This is a genomic window from Pseudomonas sp. PA-5-4B, assembly GCF_021606215.1.
In the GTDB taxonomy this organism is placed as follows: Bacteria; Pseudomonadota; Gammaproteobacteria; order Pseudomonadales; family Pseudomonadaceae; genus Aquipseudomonas; species Aquipseudomonas edaphica.
On the sequence record NZ_WKDB01000030.1, the window covers coordinates 47,926 to 70,852 of the forward strand.

Genomic DNA, 22,927 nt, shown 5'->3' on the forward strand with positions numbered 1-22,927 from the left:
CATTTTTATAGCGTACACGCCAATTAATACCGATAAGACCCTAATTGAAGACGAACTGCAAGTAGCGCACCAAAACGTTACCAAACCACACAACCACTACAGATAAAGGCATAAACCCGTTACACAGGATAAATACGGCCAAAAAATAAAATTGTGAACGTGGGCTTCCCATTTCAAAAAATGAGCGTATACACTTTAAAAACCTTGCGGACAGATGCCGCCAAAAATCAAAAAGAGAGAGGTTCACGCCCCATGGGAAGCACACAAAAAATCGCCATCGTCGGTGCCGGCCTGGGCGGCGCGGCGGCGGCCACACTGCTGCAGCAAGCCGGTTTCGATGTCGATATCTATGAACAGGCACCGGAGTTTTCCCGCTTGGGTGCAGGCATCCACATGGGGCCTAACATCATGAAAATCTTCCGCCGCATGGGCATCGAAAAACAGCTGGACCTGATGGGCTCGCACCCCGAGCACTGGTTCAGCCGTTGCGGCGAAAGCGGTGACTACCTCTCGCGTATTCCACTCACCGGCTACGGCGCTTCCTACATCACCGTGCACCGTGGCGACTTGCATGCACTGCAGATGTCGACCCTCAAACCTGGCACCCTGCACTTCAACAAGCGCCTGGAAAACCTCGAAGAAACCGATACCCAAGTGCGCCTGACCTTTGCCGACGGCGAAGTGACCTACGCCGATATCGTGATCGGCGCCGACGGCATCAACTCCAGGATCCGTGAAGAGCTGCTCGGCGTGGAAAAACCGCTGTACAGCGGCTGGGTCGCGCACCGTGCGCTGATCCGTGGCGACCAGTTGGCCAAGTACGACTTGAAGTTCGAAGACTGCATCAAGTGGTGGACCGAGGACCGCCACATGATGGTCTACTACACCACCGGCAAGCGTGACGAGTACTACTACGTGACCGGCGTGCCCCATGCCGAATGGGACTTCCAGGGCGCGTTTGTCGACAGCAGCCGCGAAGAGATGTTTGACGCCTTCAAAGGCTACCACCCCACCGTGCAGGCGCTGATCGAGTCCACCGAAAGCGTGACCAAATGGCCGCTGCGCAACCGTAACCCGTTGCCGCTGTGGAGCCGTGGCCGCCTGGTGTTGCTGGGTGACGCCTGCCACCCGATGAAACCGCATATGGCCCAGGGTGCCGGCATGGCCATCGAAGACGCGGCCATGCTCACCCGCTGCTTGCAGGAAACCGGTATCAGCGACTACCGCACCGCCTTCCAGCTCTACGAAGCCAACCGCAAGGAACGTGCGTCCCGCGTACAAGCGGTGTCCAACGCCAACACCTGGCTGCGCACCCAGGAAGACCCGGCCTGGGTCTACGGTTATGACCTGTACGCCCAGGAACTGAAATCGGGGGTGGCCGCGTGAGTACCTTCCTGTATGGCGCCAATGTGCAAGCCAATGGTATTCGCCAGCACTACCTGCGCTACGGCGGCAAAGGCCCGGCGCTGATTTTGATCCCGGGCATCACCAGCCCGGCGATTACCTGGGGTTTTGTGGCTGAGCGTCTTGGCACCCGGTTCGACACTTACGTGCTGGATGTGCGCGGGCGCGGTTTGTCGTCCACCGGGCCGCAATTGGACTACAGCGCAGACACCTGCGCCGAGGACATTGGCGCGTTTGCCGATGCGCTTGGGCTGGACAGCTACGACCTGGTTGGCCATTCCATGGGCGCGCGGTTTGCCGTGCACAGTGCAGCCAAGCATCCACAGGGCGTCAACCGCGTGGTGCTGATCGACCCGCCAGTATCCGGCCCCGGCCGGCGTGAATACCCGAGCAAGCTGCCATGGTACGTCGACTCGATCCGCCAATCGCGGGTCGGCATGGACGCTGACGCGATGCGCGCCTTCTGCGCCACCTGGACCGTCGAGCAACTGCAACTGCGCGCCGAATGGCTGCACACTTGTTATGAGCCCGCCATCGTGCGTGCTTTCGATGACTTCCACACGGTCGACTTCCACCAGCACCTGCCCAAGCTCAAGGCCCCTGCCCTGTTGATGGTGGCCGGGCGCGGCGGCGTGATCCTGGATGAAGACATCGCCGAAATCCAGGACCTGCAGCCCGTTATCCAGGTCGCCCGTGTACCGAACGCCGGGCACATGATTCCGTGGGATGACCTTGAAGGCTTTTTTGCCGCCCTCGACGGCTTCCTCACACAAGAATAAGGGAACCACCATGCTCAAGCCTTACCGTATCGGCCAGATCGTGCCGAGTTCGAACACCACCATGGAAACCGAGATCCCGGCGATGCTTAACGCGCGCCAGGCGATCCGCCCCGAACGCTTTACCTTTCACTCCAGCCGCATGCGCATGAAGCAGGTGCGCAAGGAAGAACTGGCGGCCATGGACGGCGAGTCCGACCGCTGCGCCATCGAGCTGTCCGACGCCAAGGTCGACGTGCTGGGTTATGCCTGCCTGGTGGCGATCATGGCCATGGGCCTGGGTTATCACCGCAATTCCGAACAACGTTTGCGTAAAGCCACCGCCGATAACGATGCCAACGCGCCGGTGATCACCAGCGCCGGCGCCTTGATCGAAGGCTTGAAAGTGATGGGTGCCAAGCGCATCGCCATCGTCGCGCCGTACATGAAGCCACTGACCGAGCTGGTGGTGAACTACATCCGCGAAGAAGGCTTTGACGTGGTGGACTGGCGCGCCCTGGAGATCCCCGACAACCTCGAAGTGGCGCGCCACGACCCGGCCAACCTGCCGGGCATCGTCGCCGGCATGAACCTGGAAGGGGTGGACGTGATCGTGCTCTCTGCCTGCGTGCAGATGCAGTCGCTGCCGGTGGTGGCCAAGGTTGAAGCGCAAACCGGCAAACCGGTGCTCACCGCCGCCATCGCCACCACTTACGCGATGCTCAAGGCGTTGGACCTGGAGCCTATCGTGCCCGGTGCCGGTGCCTTGCTGTCCGGCGCTTACTGACACTTGTGGTGAATGAGCTTATGTAGTGAGCGAGCTTATGTAGTGAATGAGCTTGTTGTGGCGAGCGAGCTTGCTCGCGCTGGAGTGCGCAGCGCTCCCGCTTTTTTGGGGCCGCTTCGCAGCCCAGCGCGAGCAAGCTCGCTCGCCACAACAAGCTTGCTCACCACAACACGCTCGCTCGCCACACAAAAATGAGGGATTGAGAAGATGAACAACCAATCCGCCGACGCCAACTACCAGGGCGTCTGGGGCAATCGCATCGGCTTCGGCAAAAAATCTGCGCTGCTGATGATCGACTTTATGCAGGGTTACACCACCGAAGGCGCGCCGCTGTATGCCCCCGAAGTGGTGGTAGCTGTAGCTGAAAGTGTCGAATTGCTGGCCACCGCTCGCCGGCACGCAATTACGGTGGTGCACACCAATATCCGCTACCATCCCGGCCATTTCGCCGACGGTGGTATCTGGGTCAAGAAGGCGCCGGTGATGAAAGACATGGTCGAAGGCAACCCGCTCGCGGCGTTCTGCCCCGAAGTGTTGCCCCAGGCGGATGAAGTGGTGATCACCAAACAGTACGCCAGCGCCTTCTTCGGCAGCAGCCTGGCCCCGATGCTGCACGCCCAGGGCATCGACACTGTGGTGCTGGCCGGCTGTTCCACCAGCGGCTGCATCCGCGCCACGGCCGTGGATGCGGTGCAGCATGGGTTTCGCACCATTGTCGTGCGCGAATGCGTCGGCGACCGACACCCGGCGCCCCATGCAGCCAACCTGTTCGACATCGACAGCAAGTATGGCGATGTCGTGAGCAAGCAGGAGGCGATGAGCAAGTTCAGGGAGCAATAAAGGTTACGAAGAACTGCGCCATAGAGCGCGGTCTTGCACAAAACTGTGAGCCGCCCCCGCCCAACGGTGGGAGCTGGCTTGCCTGCGATGACGGAGTGTCATGCAGCATAATTGTTGCTGATCCACCGCTATCGCAGGCAAGCCAGCTCCCACATTAAAAAGCCGGTGCAGCTTTCAGTCTTCTGACACTGCCTTTGGATGTCGCTTTTACAGCACTCCGAAGTGCTGGAAAAAAGCGGCTGTATAAAAACCATAAGTCACCGCCAGGAGACACCCCAATGCCCATTGCGAATGCAGCGCCCGCGACCACGGTCGCCGACCCCGTTACCACGCTCTACCACAAGATCACCTGGAAGCTGATTCCGTTCCTGTGTTTCTGCTACCTGGCCGCCTACCTGGACCGCATCAACATCGGCTTCGCCAAGTTGCAGATGCTCGACCAGTTACACTTCAGCGAAACCGCGTTCGGCCTCGGTGCCGGCTTGTTTTTCGTCGGCTATATCATCTTTGAGGTGCCCAGCAACCTGGTACTTGAACGAGTGGGCGCGAAGATCTGGATCGCGCGCATCATGATCACCTGGGGCCTGCTCTCGGCCTGCACCATGCTGGTCACCTCCACCACCCAGTTCTACATCCTGCGCTTTCTGCTCGGCGCCGCCGAAGCCGGGTTTTTGCCGGGGGTTTTGTATTACCTGACCACTTGGTTCCCGACGCACCGACGCGGGCGCATCATCGCGCTGTTCATGATCGGCCTGCCGCTGTCGAGCGTCATCGGCGGCCCGCTGTCGGGCTGGATCATGGGCCACTTCGACAACATGGGTGGCCTGCGTGGCTGGCAGTGGTTGTTCCTGATCGAAGCGGTGCCCAGCGTCTTGCTCGGCGTGCTGACTTTCTGGGCGCTGCCCAACACCTTCCAACAGGCCAAATGGCTGTCGGACGAAGAAAAGGCCCTGCTGGAAAGCGAACTGCGCAAGGACGAAGCCGGCGCCACCGGCAGCAAGCACAGCTTCCGTGACGGCTTCTTCAACCTCAAAGTGTGGATGCTCGGCGGTATCGACTTCTCGATCCTGCTCAGCGCCTATGCCATGGGGTTCTGGATGCCGACCTTCATCCGCAATGCCGGGGTGACCGACACCTTCCATATCGGCGTGCTCACTGCATTGCCCAGCGTTGCGGCGCTGCTGGGCATGCTGCTGATCGGCGCCAGCTCCGACAAACACCGCGAACGCCGCTGGCACATCATCGTGCCGTTCTTCATCGGTGCGGCGGCCATGGCCACCAGCACGTTCTTTACCCACAGCGTGGTCGCCACCGTGTTGCTGTTCGCCATTGCCTCAGCCGCGATCATCGGCGCCGTGCCGGTGTTTTTCAGCTTGCCGGCAACCTTCCTCAAAGGCACCGCAGCGGCGACCGGCTTTGCCCTGGCCTGTTCGGTGGCGAATATCGCAGGCTTAGTGAGCAACTCGTTGATGGGAGTTGCCATCGACGTCACCGGCAGCAGTGCGGGTGCCTTGTGGTTTTTCGCCGGCTGCCTGATCCTCAGCAGCTTCCTGGTCATCGCCTTGCCGGCGAAACTGGTGAACCGTTAATAACAACAATTTTTGCGGATGAATCACCATGCAAGGTTTTCTTAAAAGCTGCGCGTTGCTTGTCGCCGTCGGCCTGTGTGCCGGCACAGCACAGGCAGCGCAAACCGCGCCTGAAAAAGTCATCTTCGACACCGACTTCAACGTGCTCAACGATGACGGCCAGGCCTTTATCATGCTCGCGCAGTTGCACGCGCAAAAACGCATCGACCTGCTGGGCATGACCCTGGTCAGCGGCAATGCCTGGGTCGACCAGGAACAGGTCGATGCCCTCAAGGCCGTAGAGCGTATGGGTGTAGAAAAACAGGTCGGCGTCTACTCCGGCGCCGCCTACCCGTTGCTGCATGACTACGCCACCTACGAGGCAGAAAAAGCCCTGTTTGGTTCGGGCTGGCCGGGCGCGTTCAAAACCCCGCGCCCGACGTCGCCGTCTCAGCTGGTCGCGCCACCGGATGGCCTGGCCACCCACACCCAGCTGCGCAGTGAAACCGCCGCGCAGTTCATTGTGCAAAGCGTGCGGGCCAACCCGCACCAGGTGACCATTCTGGCCGTCGGCCCGCTGACCAACATCGCCCTGGCGATTCGCTCGGCGCCGGACATCGTGCCGCTGATCAAGCGCATCGTGTACATGGGCGGAGCCCTGGAGATTCCGGGCAACACCACGCCGGCGGCGGAGTTCAACTGGTGGTTCGACCCGGAGGCCGCGAAGATTGTGTTGCGCTCACCCATCGAACACGTGATTTTCCCCAACGATGTGTGTGAGAAAGTCACCTTCGACAAGTCGGTGTACCAGCGCGTAATAGCCCACAAAGGTGCGATTGCCGATCTCTACAAGCACGAGTTCGGGCCGCTGTTCGACAAAGACCCGAGCTACCACAGCTTTACCTGGGACAGCTTGCCGGCGCTGTTTCTGGTGAGCCCGGAGATTGTCACTGAGTCTCGCGACCTGTGGGTGGATGTGGACGCCACGTTTGGCGCCGACTACGGCCGGGCGCTGGGCTACAAAAAAGGCGCGCCGGTGGGCACGCAAAAAGCCAAGGTGGTGTTTGGTGTCGACCAGCAAAAATTCTGGGATGGCTACATCAACCTTGTAACCTTGCCAACCCCCGTAAAACCCTGACGTTTTAAAGCTGAACACGATCTAAATGTGTGGGCGGGCTTGCCGTGGCGAGCAAGCTTGCTTGCGCTGGGGTGCGAAGCGCCCCCAAAAAAGCCGGCTCCCACACTTTACGGGTGACATGCCCGCAGTATCTGCAACAGCCTCAATCCCAGCTCATTAGCCTGTTCCGCCGTCGCCACATTGGTAAAGCCCATCAACAACCCCTGCCCACCTCTCGGCTCAAGGGTCCACGCTGACAATGCGTTAACCGCCAACCCCGCCTCATTGGCTGCCATGGCAACTACCTGATCCGGAACAGGCACCCGCAACCGCGCCAACAGGTTAATCCCCCCGGCCTGTTCATCCACGCGTAAAAAATCCGCGCAATGGGCCTGTAACGCGGCGACCAAAAAAACCCTTCGCAGCGCATACAACTGACGCATCTTTTTCAAGTGCCGGGTGAAATGGCCCTGCTCGAGAAAATCCGCCGCGGTCAGTTGCAACAACTGCGCACCGCGCTGCTGCAAGGCCTCGGCGCTGCGCCCAAACACCTCCACCAAGGCTGCCGGCACCACCAGATAGCCCAGGCGCAAGCCCGGAAACAGCATTTTGCTGAAGCTCCCGGCATGGATCACTCGGTCGTGCACATCCTGGCTCTTGAGCGCCGCCAATGGCTGGCCCTGGTAGCGAAACTCACTGTCGTAATCATCCTCCAGCACCCAACTGCCCTGCTTCTGCGCCCAGGCCAGCAAGGCCTGGCGGCGCGTCAGGCTCAACGCCACACCCAGCGGGCTCTGGTGGGCCGGCGTCACAATCGCCAGCCGTGCTTGCCGATCACGCTGGATGCCCTGCTCAACATCCAGCCCTTCACGGTCGACCGGTACCGGCACCAGCTCAACCCCTTGATGCCTCAATAACTGCCGCGCATGCACATAGCCCGGGTCTTCGTACCAGCAACGTTGCCCGGCCATTTGCAGTGCATCGCACAACAGCGTCAGGGAGCCGGCATACCCCGAACAGATAAATACCTGCTGGGGCGTACACTCCACGCCTCGGTACAACGCGAGATAGCTGGCAATCGCCACGCGTAACGCCTGGGCGCCGCGCACATCGCCCATGGCCAGGCTGTCGGCGTCGGTGCGGCGCACTTGCTGGGTGACCAGCCGTGCCCATAGCTTGCGCGGGAAGGCATCCAGCGCCGGCTGGCCCATTTGCAAGGCTGGCGGCGCCGATGTCGGCGGTGGTGCGACGGGCTGGGGCTTCATCGCCACCTGCGGCAATGTCCGCGCAATCACGGTGCCCGCCTGCCCACGCGCCTCAAAAAACCCCTCACTGACCAGCAACTGGTAAGCCGCCTCCACGGTCCCGCGGGCGATCTTGAGTTCCAGCGCCAGGCTGCGCACCGACGGCACCCGATCACCGGGGCCGAGTTGGCCCTGGTCGATGGCCAGCCGGAAGCGGCGGTAGATTTCCTGATATTTGGGCAATGACGACATCACAAGGGGGCTCGGCAGGACGACAAGGTGGAGTCTGATCATGTCCCAACCCACTTGTCCAATCATGCCCCTGTCGAGCAACCCGGCCACCACCGAAAATGGCGCATCTCTTAACGCAACCCAAGGATCACCCATGAAACACCGTCTCGATTACGGCAACGCCGCCCCCGCTGGTTACAAGGCCCTGGGCACCGTGCACAGCTATGTGCATGGCTGTGGCCTGGAGAAAGAACTGATTGAACTGGTGTACCTGCGGGTTTCGCAGCTCAACGGCTGCGCCTATTGCCTGGACTCCCATTCCCGCGGCCTGCTCAAGCAAGGCGCAAGCCTGGAAAAGATCATGCTGCTGGCCGCCTGGCGTGAAGCCTTGCCGTTGTTCACTGTGCGTGAACAAGCCGCCCTGGCCTGGGCCGAAGTGGTCACCCAGGTGGCGCAAACCCACGTGCCGGATGCCGACTACGCCGCCGTGGCAGCGGTGTTCAACGAGAAGGCAGTCGCCGACCTGACCCTGGCCATTTCCTTGATGAACGCCTTGAACCGCGTGGCCATCAGTTTTCGTAAAGTACCGGAGGCGATCAAGGCCCATCTGGAGAACCTTGATGAGCAATGAGCCCATTGAGTTCGCCCTGATGGAAACCGAGACCGACTGCCTCGCAAGCTTTGCCGTGATGCAGCAACTGCGCCCGCACCTGACCGACGCCGCCAGTTTCGCCGCGCAGGTTCAACGCCAGCGCCAGAACGGCTATCATCTGCTGGCCGCACGCGAACACGGCAAAGTCATTGGCCTGGCCGGCTACCGCCTGACGGAAAACACCCTGTACGGCAAGTTCATCTACGTCGATGACCTGGTGGTAGACGCCACCTTGCAGCGCCGACGCCTGGGCGAGCAGTTGCTCGACCGCGTCCGCGAAGAAACCCGCGCACGCGGTTATCGTTACCTGGTGCTGGACACCGGCCTGCATATGGCCCTGGCCCAGCGTTTCTATTTCCGCCAAGGCCTGCTGCCGCGAGGCATGCACTTTTCCCAGGACCTGAGCCAATGACCCGCGCCCTGCTCCTTAGCCTCAGCCCCCACGGCAAGGCCGCGCAGACCTTCAAGCTGGCCCGTGCCTTGCTCAACGACCTGGTGCCTGGCGCAGAGGTCATCGAACGCGACTACGGCAGCCAGGCGCTGGCGCCGCTGACCCGTGAATACGCGAATGCACTCACTACGCCTGGCGGCTTGAGTGGCAGCGCCACGGCGTTGTCGGAACAGCTGATCGTCGAACTGGAAGCCTGCGACCTGTTGATCCTCTGCACGCCGGTGCACAACTTCACCGTACCGGCGGCGCTCAAGGTCTGGATCGACCATGTGGTGCGCATCCATCGCAGCTTTACCATCAATGCGCAGTTCGAAAAAGTCGGCCTGCTCAAGGACCGCCGCACCTTCGTGCTGGTCAGCAGCGGCAATGCGCGCAAGGGGCATGAACCGGACTTTCTCACGCCTTACATGACCACCATCCTGTCTACGGTGGGCATCCACTCGGTGGATTTCGTCTACCTGGGCGCCATGGTGCGCGGTGAAGAAGCGGTCGCTCGGGCCGTGGAACAGGCACACCTGCAGCTATCGGCGGCAATCAGCACTGGCCTATAAAATTAATGGCGCTAGAATCAGCGCCATTCCTGCACCTGCCTCCCTGATACGAGCCACCCATGAGCTTTGATTTCGACACGATCCACCCCCGCCAAGGCACCGGCAGCACCAAGTGGAACCGTTACCCGCAAGACGTTCTGCCGATGTGGATCGCCGACATGGATATCGCCGCGCCACCCGCCGTCCTGCAAGCCCTGCACGCACGCCTCGACCAGCAGGTGCTCGGCTACAGCGTGGCTGGCGCGGATGTGCGCGAAGCCATCATCGCGGACCTGTGGGCCAAGTACGCCTGGCGCGTACAACCTGAAGAGTTGCTGTTCCTGCCCGGTGTCGAGCCTGGTTTCAATATGGCCCTGCATGCGTTCGTACAGCCGGGCCAGCCCGTGGTGCTGCAAACCCCCAACTACCGGCCGATTCGCCTGGCCCCGGGCCACTGGAACCTGCCGCGTATCGAAGTGCCGTTCGAGTTGATCAACGGCGAGTACATGACGCCCATGCCCGCCATGCGCCAGGCGCTGAAGGGCGCCGGTGCGCTGCTGCTGAGCAACCCGCACAACCCAGTGGGCAAGGTCTTTGCGCGTGAAGAACTGTTGGCCGTGGCCAACGCCTGCGTGGAGAACGGTGCACTGATCATCAGTGACGAAATCCATGCCGAGCTGTGCTTTGACGGCCGTCGCCATATTCCCACCGCCAGCCTCAGCCCCGAGATCGCCCAACGCACCATCACCCTGATGTCGGCGAGCAAGGCCTATAACGTCGCCGGCCTGAAGACTTGCTTTGCCGTGGTGCAAAATGCCGAGGTGCGCGAGCGCTTCAACAATGCCCGCTGCGGCATGGTCGACAGCGTCAGCCCGTTGGGCCTGGAAGCCACCCGCGCCGCCTACAGCCAGTGCAGCGAATGGCTGGATGCGCTGGTGCAGTACCTGCAAGCCAACCGCGACTACCTGCTGCACGCCGTGCAAACCCGTTTGCCCGGCGTGGTGATGCACGCGCCACAAGGCACCTACCTGGCCTGGCTGGATTGCAGCGCCCTGGGCCTTGCCGACCCGCAGCAGTTCTTCCTGGAGCAGGCCAGGGTCGGCATGAGCGCAGGCATCGAATTCGGCGATGACAGCCAGCAATTCGTGCGCCTGAACTTCGGTTGCCCACGATCGATGCTCGAAGAGGGTTTGCAGCGCATGGAACGTGCACTGCGTCACCGCTAAAACGCATTTCACAACGTTTCGCAACGAGTGCCGAACCCCTGCTGTTACTGTTTTTGCCGACCCGTCCCACCGGCAACAGCAGGAGTTCCATGGCATGTCGACCCAGCCGCTTGATCGCTCGTCCGAGCCCAAAAGCCTTCCGCGCACTCTATCAACATCGGGCGAAGCATTTGCTGTGCTGCTCAAGAACAGCGCCCATAAAAAAGTCGAACCCCATGACAAGTCGCCATCGGGGCTCGATGCGAGCAAAAAAGACGGTTATGAACTCGCGGCCAAAGACGCCACGCCGCCTGCTGCCCTGGCCGACTACAAGGCCATCGGCCCGCCCGATGAAGTGGGTCCTGGGTTGATTCGTTATGAAACCCAGGACGGCAAGAAGATCATCGTCAGCGAGCACGACAGCCCGGAGCTGTTCAAGCAGATCAGCCAGGACTTCAAGTCGCTCTCTGGCGTGGTCGCCAGCCAGAACGCCGGTTATCAGAGCCTGGGCGCCGAGGGCACAGCGCCGGGTGCATTGGCCGATTACAAAGCCCTCGGCCCGCCCGATGAAACCGGCCCTGGCGTGATCCGCTACGAGACCCAGGACGGCAGCAAGTTCGTGATCAGCCAGCGTGACAACCCCGAGGCTTTCCAAAAGGCCAAGGAAGCTTATGAAAGTTTCTCCGGCCTCTCCAGCAGTGAAGATGCCGGTTACCGTCGCGCCACCGACAACGAAGTATGGCCACCCTACGGCGGCACTGCGGTAGGCCCGGTGGATGAAGTGGGTCCCGGGCTGATCCGCTACGAAAGCAACGGCGAAAAAGTCGTCGTCGCCCGTGAAGACAACCCTAAGTTGTTCGACTACCTGGCGGGCCTTAACACGGTGTACTCCGACCCCGGCAAAAAAGCCGTGATTGAAGGCGAACTGAACAACGGTGCAGCCCTGGCCGACGCCAACACGCCCGTGCCCGGGCTCAACGACTACAAGAACTTCAGCTGGAACAACGACCAGAAAGACAGCGTCCTCACCTACGAACTGCAGGACGGCACCAAGGTGGTGGTGTCTGCCGACATCAGCCCCGACCTGTTCAAAAGCGTGGCCACGGCCAACGACACCTGGGCCAAGATCCACACCAGTGAAGACGCCGGCTATAAGCTGGCCGGGCCGAATGACTTCCTGAAAAACACCGACATCACTTTCGGCTCTCCCGATGAGCTGGGCGACGGCCTGATCCGCTATGAAACCAGCGAAGGCAAGGTCATCGTCTCCAAGGAACTGAGCCCACAGCTCTATGATGACGTGCTGGCCAAATGGGAAGCCTTCAGCGCCAGCTCCATCGACGACACCCGCGCCAAGCACAACCTGCCCAAGGCCGGTGACCTGGATGTGTTGAACATGGACACCGGCGTGCATTCGGACCCCAAGGACGACAAGTCGCCGACCATGAGCGTCAGTGAGTTGGCCACCACCCAACTGATCGACACCTACCGCGCCGGCGTCAAGGACGGCTCGATCCCCAAGGATGACCCACGGGCCAAGCTGGTGCGCGCCCTGGAAGCCCAGGCTGCCTACCAGAACGGCCATGGCATCACCGGCTATGAAGAAGCCAAACGCCCGTTCAACACTACTTGGCGCGAGTCGGATGACAAGCAAACCGAGCTGAGCGCGGCCGATATGCACGACATCATCGACGGCAAGGCCGTGCAAAAGCAGATCGGCGAGCTGTTCAACGACCCGACCATCCAGGCTGACTACAAGTCGAAAATGGACGACGCGCTCAACAAGTTGCCCAACAAGGATGAGGTCAAGCAGAAGCTGCTCGATCTCACCGCCAACCCCGACTACGTGCTGTACCTCAAAGACCTGCAAAACCAGGGCAAGGCCAGCGACGCGCAAAAGGACTTGAGTGACACCCTCACCTCGCTGTCGCTGTTCGACCCCGAAGCCGCCAGCAAGGCCGCGCAAAATATCCAGGCCGACGGCTTGACCACCGACCTTAATGCGATCCTCTCGGACCCGAGCAAAATCTCCGAAGACAACAAGGAGCTGGCGACCAAAGACTTGTTCGGCCTGCTCAAGGGCGTGCTCAAGGGCAACCTGCTCGACCTGCCGCGCCGCACCCAGGAAACCCTGGAGAAGTTCCTCAACGAGGGGCTGCAAGGCAAGGAGAAATCGGCCGGTGTCACCAAGGCCCTGGAAGAACTCGGCGAGGTCTACAAGAACAGCGGCACCATCAGCGAAGCCGACGTCAAAAAGGCCCTGAGCAAACCCTATATTGCGGTAGCGGATCGCGGCATGCTCGGTGAGGTGTTCAACACCCTTAACAGCAAAGGCATCCTGGGCTCCCTTGGCGCGGGTGTGACGCTGTTTTCGGCGATTTACCAACTGGTGGGCAAAGGCGGCAAACTCGGCGAAACCCCGGCGCAGCGCATGAGCATCGCCAAGGACTTCCTGAGTTTTGCCGGTGGCTCCAGCCACTTCGTGCGCCTGGGTGACAAGATCGGCGAGACCCTGGGCAAGGGCGGCCTGGTGGACTTCCTGGGCCTGGACAAAACCTTGCCGGAAATCTGGGGCAAGGAAGGCGTGACCGGCAAAATGCTGGATTTTGGCCCCGGCGGCGAGATCGACGCCAAGGTCAGCAAGGAAATCTCCGCGGCGCTGGATGCGGTGCCTGACAGTCAGTACGACGGCATCGGCAAGTTGTTTGGCGAAGGCGATACGGCGGTCAAGCAAGCCACCGATGGCCTGGCCACGCACCTGGATGACGGCCTGGCTGCCGCCGGTGCGGCCAAGTTGGGCGCGTCCAAGTCTGCGAAAATCGCCGGTTCCGTGATCAAGGTGCTCGGCCCGGCCACGGACATCGTCGGAGGGTTTGCCGATATCGTGCTCGGCGCCTTGGCGATCAAGAGCGGCGTCGACAGCAAAGACCCGCTGGCTCAGGCCGCCGGTGGCCTGCAAGTAGCCGGGGGCGCGTTCGGTGCCTCGGCCGGGGTCCTCGGGGCGGCAGCACTGTTTGGCGCAGGCACCGCAGCGGCATTGACCGGGCCGCTGTTTCTGGTCGGCGTGGTGCTGGCGGTGGTGGGCGGGATCATCGGCTACTTTGTCGACCACAACAAAAAGCAGAAGGCCACCAACGCGGAAAACGATTGGTATCGCGGCTTGGCCAACGACGGTTTATTGCAAAACGACTGGGCGGAAAAGGTCGAGTACGCCCACTACGAAATCCACCACTATCACGGCCGCGACACGCCGACCGATGACAGCATCTTTCGCTTCCAGCAATCGGAATGGCAGCACTTTGAGGAGACGCCGAGCAAAGGTGGCTCCTCGAGCAATCGGCTGGATGGGGATTTGCACAAGCACTACGAAGACCCAAACACACCGCCAAAGAACCTGCCCAGCGATGCGCCACCGGACAAACCGCAGCCGCACCCGCCGGGCGGTGGTGGGCCGCGCATCAACTGATGCATTGGGCAGGCTCCCACACATCAATGTGGGAGCTGGTTAATGTGGGAGCTGGCTTGCCTGCGATGCAGACACCTCGGTGTGTCAGGTACACAGAGTTGATGGCATCGCAGCGGTGCGACGATTCGACAAGCCAGCTCCCACATTAGTCCGAGTATGGCTTTGCTGTTGCAGTGGCCCTTACATCCTTTTCGATGACGAAGTCAGCGGTCTTTTGATCTGTGCTTTTGATCTTGATCTGAAATCGCCCCCCCCCAAATCACTGGCGGATTGCGGGCATGCCGAGCCACAGCGAGGCACCGAGTGTTGGGGCGAGGACTTTTTGGTTACTTTTGACTGGGCCGGCATTCCGGTCCTTGCAAAAGTGACCCGCTGTAAGAGCGGAACCATAGGCAGCCGTTACCGCAGCAACGGATATGTACCCCGCCAAAAGCCCCCCATCACAGGCACCCCAGCTCTCACACTTGCGAACACATTTACAGCTTGGCAATCGACACTTCAGTCGACTTCACAAAGGCAATCACTTCACTGCCCACTTTCAATTCCAGGTCACGCACCGAGCGGGTGGTGATCACTGATGTGACGATGCCGGACGCGGTTTGCACATCAATTTCGGACACCACTTCCCCCAGCAGAATTTCCTTGATCACGCCCTTGAACTGGTTGCGCACGTTGATCGCTTTAATGGTCATGCCGGCTTTCCTTTTGGCTGTTGGGTCAATCCGCACGAATGCGCAGGCCCTCAAAATGCGTTATCGGCACCAACATTAAAAGGAATATATAAGTCTTTATTTATACGATAAAGATATATATGAGGTGTTCGCCTGCCAACAGCCATTCAACACTTTGCCCTCTCCCGCTACAGCCGCATCCATAGAAACCCGCGTAAAGACGCTGCGCACAAGGTGGCACAGAGACTGCATATTCCTTTAAAGCATGATGGAACATGCCATTTCAATTTTCTGAATATAAGAAAAGCCTTCTCTCAACGCCTTGTCTGGAGCTGTTCCATGAAACCCTTTGCTTTATTGAGTGCCTGCGCCCTCGCCCTGTGCCTGCAACCCCAGGCCTTTGCCGCTGAAACCGACCCCGCCCAGGTCAACCTCGATTACGCCTACTATTCGCCCGTGAGCCTGGTGCTCAAGCATTTTGGCTGGCTCGAACAGGCGCTTCCCCACACCAAGGTCGGCTGGGTGCTGAGCCAGGGCAGCAACCGCTCGCTGGAATACCTCAACAGTGGCGGCGTCGACTTTGCCTCGTCTGCCAGCTTGTCGGCGGTGTTGAGCCGCGCCAATGGCAGCCCGATCAAATCGGTGTACGTCTACAGTCGTGCTGAATGGACCGCACTGGTGGTGCGCAAAGACTCGCCGCTCAACACCGTCACAGACCTCAAAGGCAAAAAAATCGCCGCCACCAAAGGCACCGACCCGTACCTGTTCACCCTGCGCAGCCTGCAACTGGCGGGGCTGAAAAAGGATGATGTGGAGCTGGTGCATTTGCAACATCCCGACGGCCGCACCGCCTTGGAGAAAGGCGACGTAGACGCCTGGGCCGGCCTTGATCCACACATGGCTGCGAGTGAAATCCAGGCCGGTTCGCGCTTGCTGTATCGCAATAAAGACTTCAACAGCTACGGCGTAATCAGCGTCACCGAGCAATACGCCAAACAGCACCCGCAGACCATCACCAAGGTCCTCGGGGCCTATGAGAAGGCGCGTGATTGGGCCGTGAAGCACCCGGATGAATTCGCTAAATTGCTCGCAGACGAAGCCGGCTTGCCGCTGGAAGTGGCCAAGCTGCAATTGTCGCGCACCGACTTGAGCAACCCGCTGCTGAGCGCCAGGGACGTGGCGTCATCCAAGGCCGCCGCGCCGATCCTGGTGTCCGAGGAATTAGTCCGTCGTGGCGTGGATGTCGACCCCGTGATCGATCAGTTGATCGACACTTCGTTTGGCCAAACCCTGCCCAAGCCTTAAGGGAGGCGTGATGACCGATAAAAGCCAATCACTGCCGCTACCGGCACCCGTGGTGATCAACCGAAGCGCCTGGCCAAAACGGCTCAAGGGCCTGGTGCTGCCGGTACTGATCCTGCTGGTACTGGAGGGCGTGGTACGCATCGGCTGGCTGCCGTCCTACCAGATGCCGGCCCCCAGCGACATCGCAGTGACCCTCACCGACCTGGCCGAAGGCGCGTTGTGGAAACACATCAGCGCCAGCCTGCTGCGGGTACTGGCGGGGTTTGCCATCGGTGCCAGCCTGGCCCTGGTGTTTTCCGCCTGGGTGGGGTTGAGCCGTGAAGCCGAAGCGTATCTGGAGCCGACCTTCGCCGGGCTGCGCTCGATTCCGAGCCTGGCCTGGGTGCCGCTGTTACTGCTGTGGCTGGGTATCGATGAAACCTCCAAGGTCGTGCTGATCGCGATTGGCGCGTTCTTTCCGGTGTACCTCAGCGGTGTCGCGGCGATTCGCAATATTGACCGCAAGCTGGTGGAAGTCGGGCAAATGTACGGTTTCAGCCGAGCACGCCTGGTGCGCCGGATTCTGCTGCCCGCCGCCCTGCCCGGCCTGTTCACGGGGCTGCGCAGCGGCTTGAGCCTGGCGTGGATGTTCTTGGTGGCGGCCGAACTGATCGCGGCCACCAAGGGTCTCGGTTACTTGCTCAGCGATGGTCGGGAAACCTCACGGCCAGACATCGTGCTGGCCGCCATTACCGTGTTGGCACTGCTGGGCAAGCTCAGCGATGGCCTGCTCGCAGCCTTGGAGAAACGCTGCCTGGCCTGGCGCGACACCTTCACAGGCGAAGGCGCGGAGCAATGAGTATGAAAGCGTTATTGGAGCTTCGCGTGGCGCGCAAAAGCTTTGCCGGCATTACGGTGCTGAACAACGTGCAGTTGGCGCTGCAACCGCGCGAAACCGTCAGCCTGCTCGGGCCCAGCGGTTGTGGCAAAAGCACGTTGTTGCGCATCGTCGCCGGCCTGGAGACCGACTTCCAGGGCGAACTGCGCAGCCCCGAAGGCGAAGTTGCCTTTGTGTTCCAGGAACCACGGCTGATGCCCTGGCTGACGGTGGAACAGAACATCGGTTTGCGCGATGACAACCACTATGACAAGGCCTGGGTTACCCAGTTGATCGCAGAAGTCGGCCTCACCGGCTTCGCCCAGGCGCTGCCCAAAGCCTTGTCCGGCGGAATGGCGCAACGCGTGGCCATTGCACGCGGGCTGTATTCACGCCCGCAGGTGTTATTGCTCGATGAGCCGTTCAGCGCAGTGGATGCCTTTACCCGCATGAAACTGCAGGACTTGCTGCTGCAACTGGCCGAGCACCATGGGATTGCCTTGCTGCTGGTGACCCACGATGTCGACGAGGCGCTGTACTTGAGTGACCGGGTGCTGGTGATGGACGACCGGCCGAGCAGTATTCGCCGGGAACTGGCAGTCGACCTGCCACACCCAAGGGACCGGCGTGACCCGGCGCTGGCGCAGCTCAAGGCACAGTCTTTGACCGAATTGCAGCGCGCGCATGTGATTTAGGTCCCTGGAAATGGATTAACTTCCTGTGGCAAGCAGGACTGTTATGCCAAGCCCACCTGTTGTGGCGAGCCTCTGCCACTAGGAGCCTGATGGCCAGCGTGAAGCGTCAAGCCAGGGTTCGGCTGAGTGTCACCCAATACCGCGTGCGCGCTCGCACCTCAAACCCCAGGGTCTGGGCCAGCAGTGTGAGGATGCGGTCGGTGTCATCCAGGCGAAAGCTGCCGGTGACCCGCAGCGTTTCCAGGCTCGGGTCCCAGCGCAACACGCCAGGGCGGTAACGTTCCAGCTCACGCAGGAAATCCCCAAAGGGTTGGTTCTGTGCGGTCAATACACCGTCACGCCAGCCCAGTTGCTGCACATCAAACGCCGCCCTGGCACTTAGCCCGCGAGGCTTTAACGAGGCTTGCTGACCGCTGTCCAACGTCGTCAATTGCCCGGCCAGATCACGCACCTGCACCGCGCCCTTGAACACCGACACGCGGCAGCCGGACGCCAATTGCCGTACGCACACTTCAGCCTGGCTCACCTCTACCTGGCCGTAGCGCGTGTGCACACTGATCGCTGCCGCGCCTGGCACCGTCAGCGCCAACTCGCCGTCCACCAGCGTGATGCGCCGCTGTGCCAGGTCAACATCCACCGCCGTCGCCGTGTTGAGTTGCAGGCTGCTGCCATCGGCCAACGGCAGGCGTTTGCGCTCGCCGGTGGCGGTGTGCAAATCAGCCCGCCATGCCTCGATGGGCAACTGACGGCTGATCAGCCAGGCGGTCGGCACCAGCGCCGCTACGCCCAAGGCCCGCTTGAGCAATGCACGTCGCCCCGGTTGCGGGCGGTCGAGGCTGGCCATCGCCACGGCCTGGGGCAAGTCACGCAAGCGCTGGCGCAGCGATTGGGCTTTCTGCCAGGTCTGTTCGTGCTGAGGGTGGCTGTCGCGCCAAGCCTGCAAATTGGCGTGGTCACGCTCGGTGGCCGCTCCGGACTCCAACAACGCCAACCACTGCGCCGCAGCACGCGCAACCTCGTGACTCATAGGGCCACCAACAGGCAATGTTCATAGGCCTGGGCCATGTAGCGCTTGACCGTGCGCTCAGAGACGTCGAGCCGCTCGGCAATTTCGCGATAACCCAGGCCTTCCAACTGGCTCCACAGAAACGCGCGCCGCACCACCCGCGGCAAACCGTCGAGCAACTCATCCAGAGCGTGCAAGGTCTCCAGCACCAGCCAGCGTTGCTCGGGCGACGGCACGCAGGTTTCGGGCAAATTCGCCAGCGCCTTCAGATAGGCTTGCTCAAGGCTGCGGCGCTGATGAAAGTTGGCCAGCAAACGCTTGCCGACCGTCACCAGATACGCCCGTGGCTCCTGCATCTGCGCAATCGGCTGGGCACTGGCCAGCACCCGCACAAAGGTGTCCTGGCTCAGGTCCGCCGCATCCCAGGCATTGCCCAGGCGCCGCCGCAACCAGCTTTCGAGCCAGCTGCGATGGTCGCGGTACAAACGCGACAGGGTCATTTCGCCAGTGTGGGTCGGGGCAACAGCATCAGTCATGAAAAGCAACCTGCGCAGCGCGAGTGAGTCTCAAATGAGATTCATTCTATTTAATATCGCTGCTGATCACCACGCTCTTTTCAACATTGCGTTTATGCACTGGGTGACAAGCCGACCTTTACTATTTGTCTTGATATAGATATTTTATCCAAGTCCGCCCACGAGGTCCGCCCATGCAATTGCCTGACTATTCAGATGTCGTCGCCGCCGCCCAACGCCTGCAAGGCTTTGCCCATCAAACGCCGGTGTTTACCTCACGCACCCTCGACGCTGAAACCGGTGCCCAGGTATTCATCAAGTGTGAAAACCTGCAACGCGCTGGCTCGTTCAAGTTTCGCGGTGCGTTTAATGCCCTGTCGCAGTTTGACGCACACCAGCGCAAGGCCGGGGTGGTGGCGTTCTCTTCCGGCAACCATGCCCAGGGTATTGCGCTGGCCGCCCAATTGCTCGGCATGCCGGCGACCATCGTGATGCCCGCCGACGCGCCCGCCGCCAAGGTCGCCGCCACCCGGGAATATGGCGCCAGCGTGGTGCTGTATGACCGCTTCAACGAGGACCGTGAGCAAATCGGCCGCACCTTGGCGGTTGAGCATGGCATGACGTTGATCCCGCCTTACGACCACCCACACATCCTCGCCGGCCAAGGCACGGCCGCCAAGGAACTGCTGGAATTCACCGGCCCTCTGGACGCCCTGTTCGTCGGCCTGGGCGGTGGCGGCATGCTCTCGGGCACCGCGTTGTCGACCCGTGCGCTGGCACCCGATTGCCAACTGTTTGGCGTTGAGCCCGAAGCAGGCAATGACGGCCAGCGTTCATTCCAGACCGGCAGCATCGTGCACATCGACACCCCGGCGACCATCGCCGACGGTGCGCAAACCCAACACCTGGGCAACTACACCTTCCCGATCATCCGCGACAAGGTGACCGACATCCTCACCGTCTCCGACGCGCAATTGGTGGCCTCGATGAAGTTCTTTATGCAACGCATGAAAATGGTGGTCGAACCCACCGGCTGCCTGGGCCTGGCGGCGTTGCGCCAGCTGGGCGAGCGGTTCAAGGACCAGCGCGTGGGCATTATCGTCACTGGTGGCAATGTCGACATCGCGCGCTACGCCGCGTTGCTCAGCGAGGCGTCATGAACATCATCCACACCGAGGCCGCCTCGGCGCCCGCCGGGCATTACTCCCAGGCCGTCAGCCACGGCGACACGCTGTATATCTCCGGGCAATTACCGGTGAGCCCGCAGGGGCGCCACAACCTTGAAGCATCGTTTGCCGAACAGGCCCAGTTGGCGCTGGCTAACCTGCTGGCCATCTTGAAAGCCGCCGGCGGCTCGCCCCAGGATCTGGTGAAGGTCACGGTGTATGTGGCCGGGGTTCAGCATTGGCCGCAATTCGACCGTATTTACGCCGCCGCGCTGGGCGAGCACCGCCCTGCCCGCGCGGTGGTGCCGGTGCCCGAGTTGCACCACGGTTATCTGGTGGAGATTGAAGCTGTGGCGCGCTACTTGGCGTAGGTGTAGACCGCCGCCCGTGAAACGCCCAGGTGCGCGGCCACGGTCTCCATGGCCCGGCGAATGTCCATGCAGCCCGAGTCCTTGAGCTCTTGCAGCAACAGCCGTCGATCCGCCGCCTTGAGCGCGCGCGGGGTGGTGGCCAGGCGTGCGGCGAACTGGTCGATGCGGGTGCGAATCACATCGGCGCCGGACGGCTCCAGGGATTCGATAAGGGTGTCGCCAGTGACCGAGCCAAATTGCTCAAGCATGCCCTGCAGGCCACGAAACAATGAGAGATCGACGTTCATGCACAAGGCCGCGACGTACTTGCCACTGGTGTCCTTGATGCCGATCGAGGTGCTTTTGACCTGGCGCCCATCGCTGAATTGGTTGCGGTAGTTGGCAATGATCTGCGGGTAGTCGGGGTCGGCAATCCGCGCCAGGCCCAACTCGGTGGTCGGGTCGCCCGGCGAGCGCCCGGAGAGGTTGTTATGGATCGCCAGGATCGCCTGCTGCGGGTCGCGCAAATCGTGCAGCACGACCTCACAGAACGGGCTGAAGGTTTTGCTCAAGCCTTCGGCAATCTGTTCGAGCTGGCTGATCAGGGTGGTTTCTTCGGGAGAGGTCTTTTTCATGCAAGACAACATATCCAGTCCTGGACAGGCCGTCAATTTGGCCGCTGTCCGCCCTTGTGGAGCGTTAACCATGGACACCCCAGCAGCATTGCTAGACAGCGTGAAAATGCAGCGCAACATCCAGCGCATGCAACAGCGTGCCGACAGCCTGGGTGTGCATTTGCGCCCCCATGTCAAAACCCACAAGTGCGCCGAAGTGGTGGCCGCGCAGATAGCGGCCGGTGCCCGTGGCATCACCGTATCGACGCTCAAGGAAGCCGAATATTTCTTTGAGCTGGGCATCCAGGACATCCTCTACGCCGTCGCCATGGCCCCGCACAAACTGCCCCAGGCCCTGGCGCTGCGCCGCCGGGGTTGCGCGCTGACGCTGATCACCGACAGCCTCGCCGGCGCCCGGGCCATCGTCGATTTCGGCGCCGCGCAGGGTGAAACCTTTGCCGTGATGATCGAGATTGATTGCGACGGCCACCGTTCCGGGGTCAAGCCGCAGGACGCGTTATTGCTCGACATCGCCCAACTGCTCGGTGACAGCCTCGTCGGCGTATTGACCCACGCAGGGGAAAGCTACGGCCTGGATACGCCTGAAGCGTTACAGGCCATCGCCGAACAGGAACGCGCACGCTGCGTTGAAGCGGCGCAACGTATCCGTGCCGCCGGGATGGCCTGCGATCAGGTCAGTGTCGGCTCCACGCCTACCGCATTGTCAGCCGTGAGCCTTGAAGGCGTGACCGAACTGCGCGCGGGTGTGTATGCGTTTTTTGACCTGGTGATGCACAACATCGGCGTATGCCGCACCGAGGAACTGGCCTTGAGCGTGCTGACCACAGTGATCGGCCATCAAGCGGAAAAAGGCTGGATCATCACCGATGCCGGCTGGATGGCCATGAGCCGGGATCGCGGCACGCAAGCGCAAAAACGCGACTTTGGTTATGGCCAGGTGTGCAATGAGCACGGGGAGTTGATCGACGGCTTGCTGTTGAGCAGTGCCAACCAAGAACATGGCGTGGCGCGGTTCGAAGCGGGCGGCGTGGATGTGGTGACGCAATTTCCGCTCGGTACGCGCCTGCGTATTCTGCCCAATCATGCCTGCGCCACGGGGGCGCAGTTCGGCAACTATAACGCCGTGTTGCACAACGGTGAAGTGCAACGCTGGGAACGCTTGCGCGGCTGGTAGTCGACCTTTCAAGGGCTGCTATAGCCCCTGTGGGAGCTGGCTGTATTTCAAATCAAGCTCGACGCGGCTGTCACAGACCCTGTAGGAGCTGGCTGTATTTCAATTCAAACTCTGCGAGGCTGCCACAGACACTGTGGGAGCTGGCTTGCCTGCGATGGCGGTCTCCCAGTAGCAAATGGGCCAACTGACCCGACGCTATCGCAGGCAAGCCAGCTCCCACAATTCTGGCTGTATTTCAAATCAAGCTCGACGCGGCTGCCACAGACCTTGTGGGAGCTGGCTTGCCTGCGATGGCGGTCTTCCA

22 protein-coding genes are annotated in these 22,927 nt (G+C 61.2%); 17 read left to right on the plus strand and 5 right to left on the minus strand.

All coding sequences use genetic code 11. The annotated features are described in order from the left end of the window. Positions 1-252: 252 nt before the first annotated feature. From GIW28_RS16460 to GIW28_RS16485, 6 genes are all read left to right on the plus strand, one after another. Positions 253-1,386: an FAD-dependent monooxygenase gene (locus GIW28_RS16460; RefSeq protein ID WP_017135474.1), complete on the plus strand. Its 1,134-nt coding sequence runs from the start codon at positions 253-255 to the stop codon at positions 1,384-1,386. Further along, the gene (locus tag GIW28_RS16465; RefSeq protein ID WP_236447509.1) at positions 1,383-2,183 is read left to right on the plus strand and encodes an alpha/beta fold hydrolase; all 801 of its coding nucleotides are present in this window, start codon (positions 1,383-1,385) and stop codon (positions 2,181-2,183) included. The genes GIW28_RS16460 and GIW28_RS16465 overlap by 4 nt, the downstream gene beginning before the upstream one ends. A 10-nt stretch (positions 2,184-2,193) precedes the next feature. Beyond that, positions 2,194-2,946 carry a maleate cis-trans isomerase family protein gene (locus GIW28_RS16470; protein WP_236447510.1) on the plus strand — a complete coding sequence of 251 codons (753 nt, stop codon included), beginning with the start codon at positions 2,194-2,196 and terminating at the stop codon, positions 2,944-2,946. 207 nt (positions 2,947-3,153) lie between these two features. Then, positions 3,154-3,786, plus strand: a complete 633-nt coding sequence (locus GIW28_RS16475; protein WP_017135471.1) for an N-carbamoylsarcosine amidohydrolase — start codon at positions 3,154-3,156, stop codon at positions 3,784-3,786. A gap of 278 nt (positions 3,787-4,064) precedes the next feature. Then, entirely contained in the window at positions 4,065-5,375 is a 1,311-nt protein-coding gene (locus tag GIW28_RS16480) for an MFS transporter (protein WP_017135470.1), read from the plus strand. A 28-nt stretch (positions 5,376-5,403) separates the two neighbouring features. Beyond that, the gene (locus GIW28_RS16485) at positions 5,404-6,492 is read left to right on the plus strand and encodes a nucleoside hydrolase (RefSeq protein ID WP_236446506.1); all 1,089 of its coding nucleotides are present in this window, start codon (positions 5,404-5,406) and stop codon (positions 6,490-6,492) included. A gap of 107 nt (positions 6,493-6,599) precedes the next feature. On the opposite strand, the gene pdxR is transcribed toward GIW28_RS16485, so the two are convergent. Further along, a complete protein-coding gene (gene pdxR / locus GIW28_RS16490; protein WP_236446507.1) occupies positions 6,600-7,967 on the minus strand; it encodes a MocR-like pyridoxine biosynthesis transcription factor PdxR in 1,368 nt (455 codons plus the stop codon). A 133-nt stretch (positions 7,968-8,100) separates the two neighbouring features. Here pdxR and GIW28_RS16495 point away from each other — a divergent pair, with 133 nt between their 5' ends. The 5 genes from GIW28_RS16495 (at position 8,101) to GIW28_RS16515 (ending at position 14,250) form a co-directional block, all read left to right on the plus strand. Further along, the gene (locus tag GIW28_RS16495; protein ID WP_099549884.1) at positions 8,101-8,577 is read left to right on the plus strand and encodes a carboxymuconolactone decarboxylase family protein; all 477 of its coding nucleotides are present in this window, start codon (positions 8,101-8,103) and stop codon (positions 8,575-8,577) included. Further along, positions 8,567-9,010, plus strand: coding sequence for a GNAT family N-acetyltransferase (locus GIW28_RS16500; RefSeq protein ID WP_138453358.1), 444 nt, complete (start codon positions 8,567-8,569; stop codon positions 9,008-9,010). The genes GIW28_RS16495 and GIW28_RS16500 overlap by 11 nt, the downstream gene beginning before the upstream one ends. Continuing rightward, positions 9,007-9,600: an FMN-dependent NADH-azoreductase gene (locus GIW28_RS16505; protein ID WP_236446508.1), complete on the plus strand. Its 594-nt coding sequence runs from the start codon at positions 9,007-9,009 to the stop codon at positions 9,598-9,600. Before GIW28_RS16500 ends, GIW28_RS16505 begins: the two co-directional genes overlap by 4 nt. A 59-nt stretch (positions 9,601-9,659) precedes the next feature. Further along, on the plus strand, positions 9,660-10,805 hold the full coding sequence (locus GIW28_RS16510; RefSeq protein ID WP_236446509.1) for a MalY/PatB family protein: 1,146 nt from the start codon (positions 9,660-9,662) through the stop codon (positions 10,803-10,805). Positions 10,806-10,899: 94 nt separating this feature from the next. Next, on the plus strand, positions 10,900-14,250 hold the full coding sequence (locus GIW28_RS16515) for a hypothetical protein (RefSeq protein ID WP_236459009.1): 3,351 nt from the start codon (positions 10,900-10,902) through the stop codon (positions 14,248-14,250). A 476-nt stretch (positions 14,251-14,726) separates the two neighbouring features. Here the strand turns inward: GIW28_RS16515 and GIW28_RS16520 are convergent, their stop codons facing one another. Continuing rightward, the gene (locus GIW28_RS16520; protein ID WP_003173733.1) at positions 14,727-14,942 is read right to left on the minus strand and encodes a TOBE domain-containing protein; all 216 of its coding nucleotides are present in this window, start codon (positions 14,940-14,942) and stop codon (positions 14,727-14,729) included. 318 nt (positions 14,943-15,260) lie between these two features. On the opposite strand from GIW28_RS16520, the gene GIW28_RS16525 reads away from it, so the two are divergent. Genes GIW28_RS16525 through GIW28_RS16535 form a run of 3 tightly spaced genes read left to right on the plus strand, consistent with a single transcriptional unit; the run spans position 15,261 to position 17,777 of the window. Next, positions 15,261-16,226, plus strand: coding sequence for an aliphatic sulfonate ABC transporter substrate-binding protein (locus GIW28_RS16525; RefSeq protein WP_017135462.1), 966 nt, complete (start codon positions 15,261-15,263; stop codon positions 16,224-16,226). A 10-nt stretch (positions 16,227-16,236) separates the two neighbouring features. Continuing rightward, positions 16,237-17,064 (plus strand): ABC transporter permease, encoded by an 828-nt coding sequence (locus GIW28_RS16530; protein WP_169985875.1) that lies wholly within the window; start codon positions 16,237-16,239, stop codon positions 17,062-17,064. Continuing rightward, positions 17,061-17,777: an ABC transporter ATP-binding protein gene (locus tag GIW28_RS16535; RefSeq protein ID WP_236446511.1), complete on the plus strand. Its 717-nt coding sequence runs from the start codon at positions 17,061-17,063 to the stop codon at positions 17,775-17,777. Before GIW28_RS16530 ends, GIW28_RS16535 begins: the two co-directional genes overlap by 4 nt. Positions 17,778-17,883: 106 nt before the next feature. On the opposite strand, the gene GIW28_RS16540 is transcribed toward GIW28_RS16535, so the two are convergent. Then, entirely contained in the window at positions 17,884-18,804 is a 921-nt protein-coding gene (locus GIW28_RS16540; protein ID WP_099549891.1) for a FecR domain-containing protein, read from the minus strand. Further along, entirely contained in the window at positions 18,801-19,319 is a 519-nt protein-coding gene (locus GIW28_RS16545; RefSeq protein ID WP_138453395.1) for a sigma-70 family RNA polymerase sigma factor, read from the minus strand. Before GIW28_RS16545 ends, GIW28_RS16540 begins: the two co-directional genes overlap by 4 nt. Positions 19,320-19,492: 173 nt before the next feature. Here GIW28_RS16545 and GIW28_RS16550 point away from each other — a divergent pair, with 173 nt between their 5' ends. Next, a complete protein-coding gene (locus GIW28_RS16550) occupies positions 19,493-20,458 on the plus strand; it encodes a threo-3-hydroxy-L-aspartate ammonia-lyase (protein WP_236446512.1) in 966 nt (321 codons plus the stop codon). Beyond that, a complete protein-coding gene (locus GIW28_RS16555; RefSeq protein ID WP_017135456.1) occupies positions 20,455-20,835 on the plus strand; it encodes a RidA family protein in 381 nt (126 codons plus the stop codon). The genes GIW28_RS16550 and GIW28_RS16555 overlap by 4 nt, the downstream gene beginning before the upstream one ends. Here GIW28_RS16555 and GIW28_RS16560 read toward each other — a convergent pair. Further along, positions 20,823-21,449, minus strand: coding sequence for a helix-turn-helix transcriptional regulator (locus GIW28_RS16560; RefSeq protein WP_017135455.1), 627 nt, complete (start codon positions 21,447-21,449; stop codon positions 20,823-20,825). The genes GIW28_RS16555 and GIW28_RS16560 overlap by 13 nt on opposite strands. 70 nt (positions 21,450-21,519) lie before the next feature. On the opposite strand from GIW28_RS16560, the gene GIW28_RS16565 reads away from it, so the two are divergent. Beyond that, on the plus strand, positions 21,520-22,623 hold the full coding sequence (locus GIW28_RS16565; protein WP_138453397.1) for a DSD1 family PLP-dependent enzyme: 1,104 nt from the start codon (positions 21,520-21,522) through the stop codon (positions 22,621-22,623). The last annotated feature ends 304 nt before the right edge of the window (positions 22,624-22,927 follow it).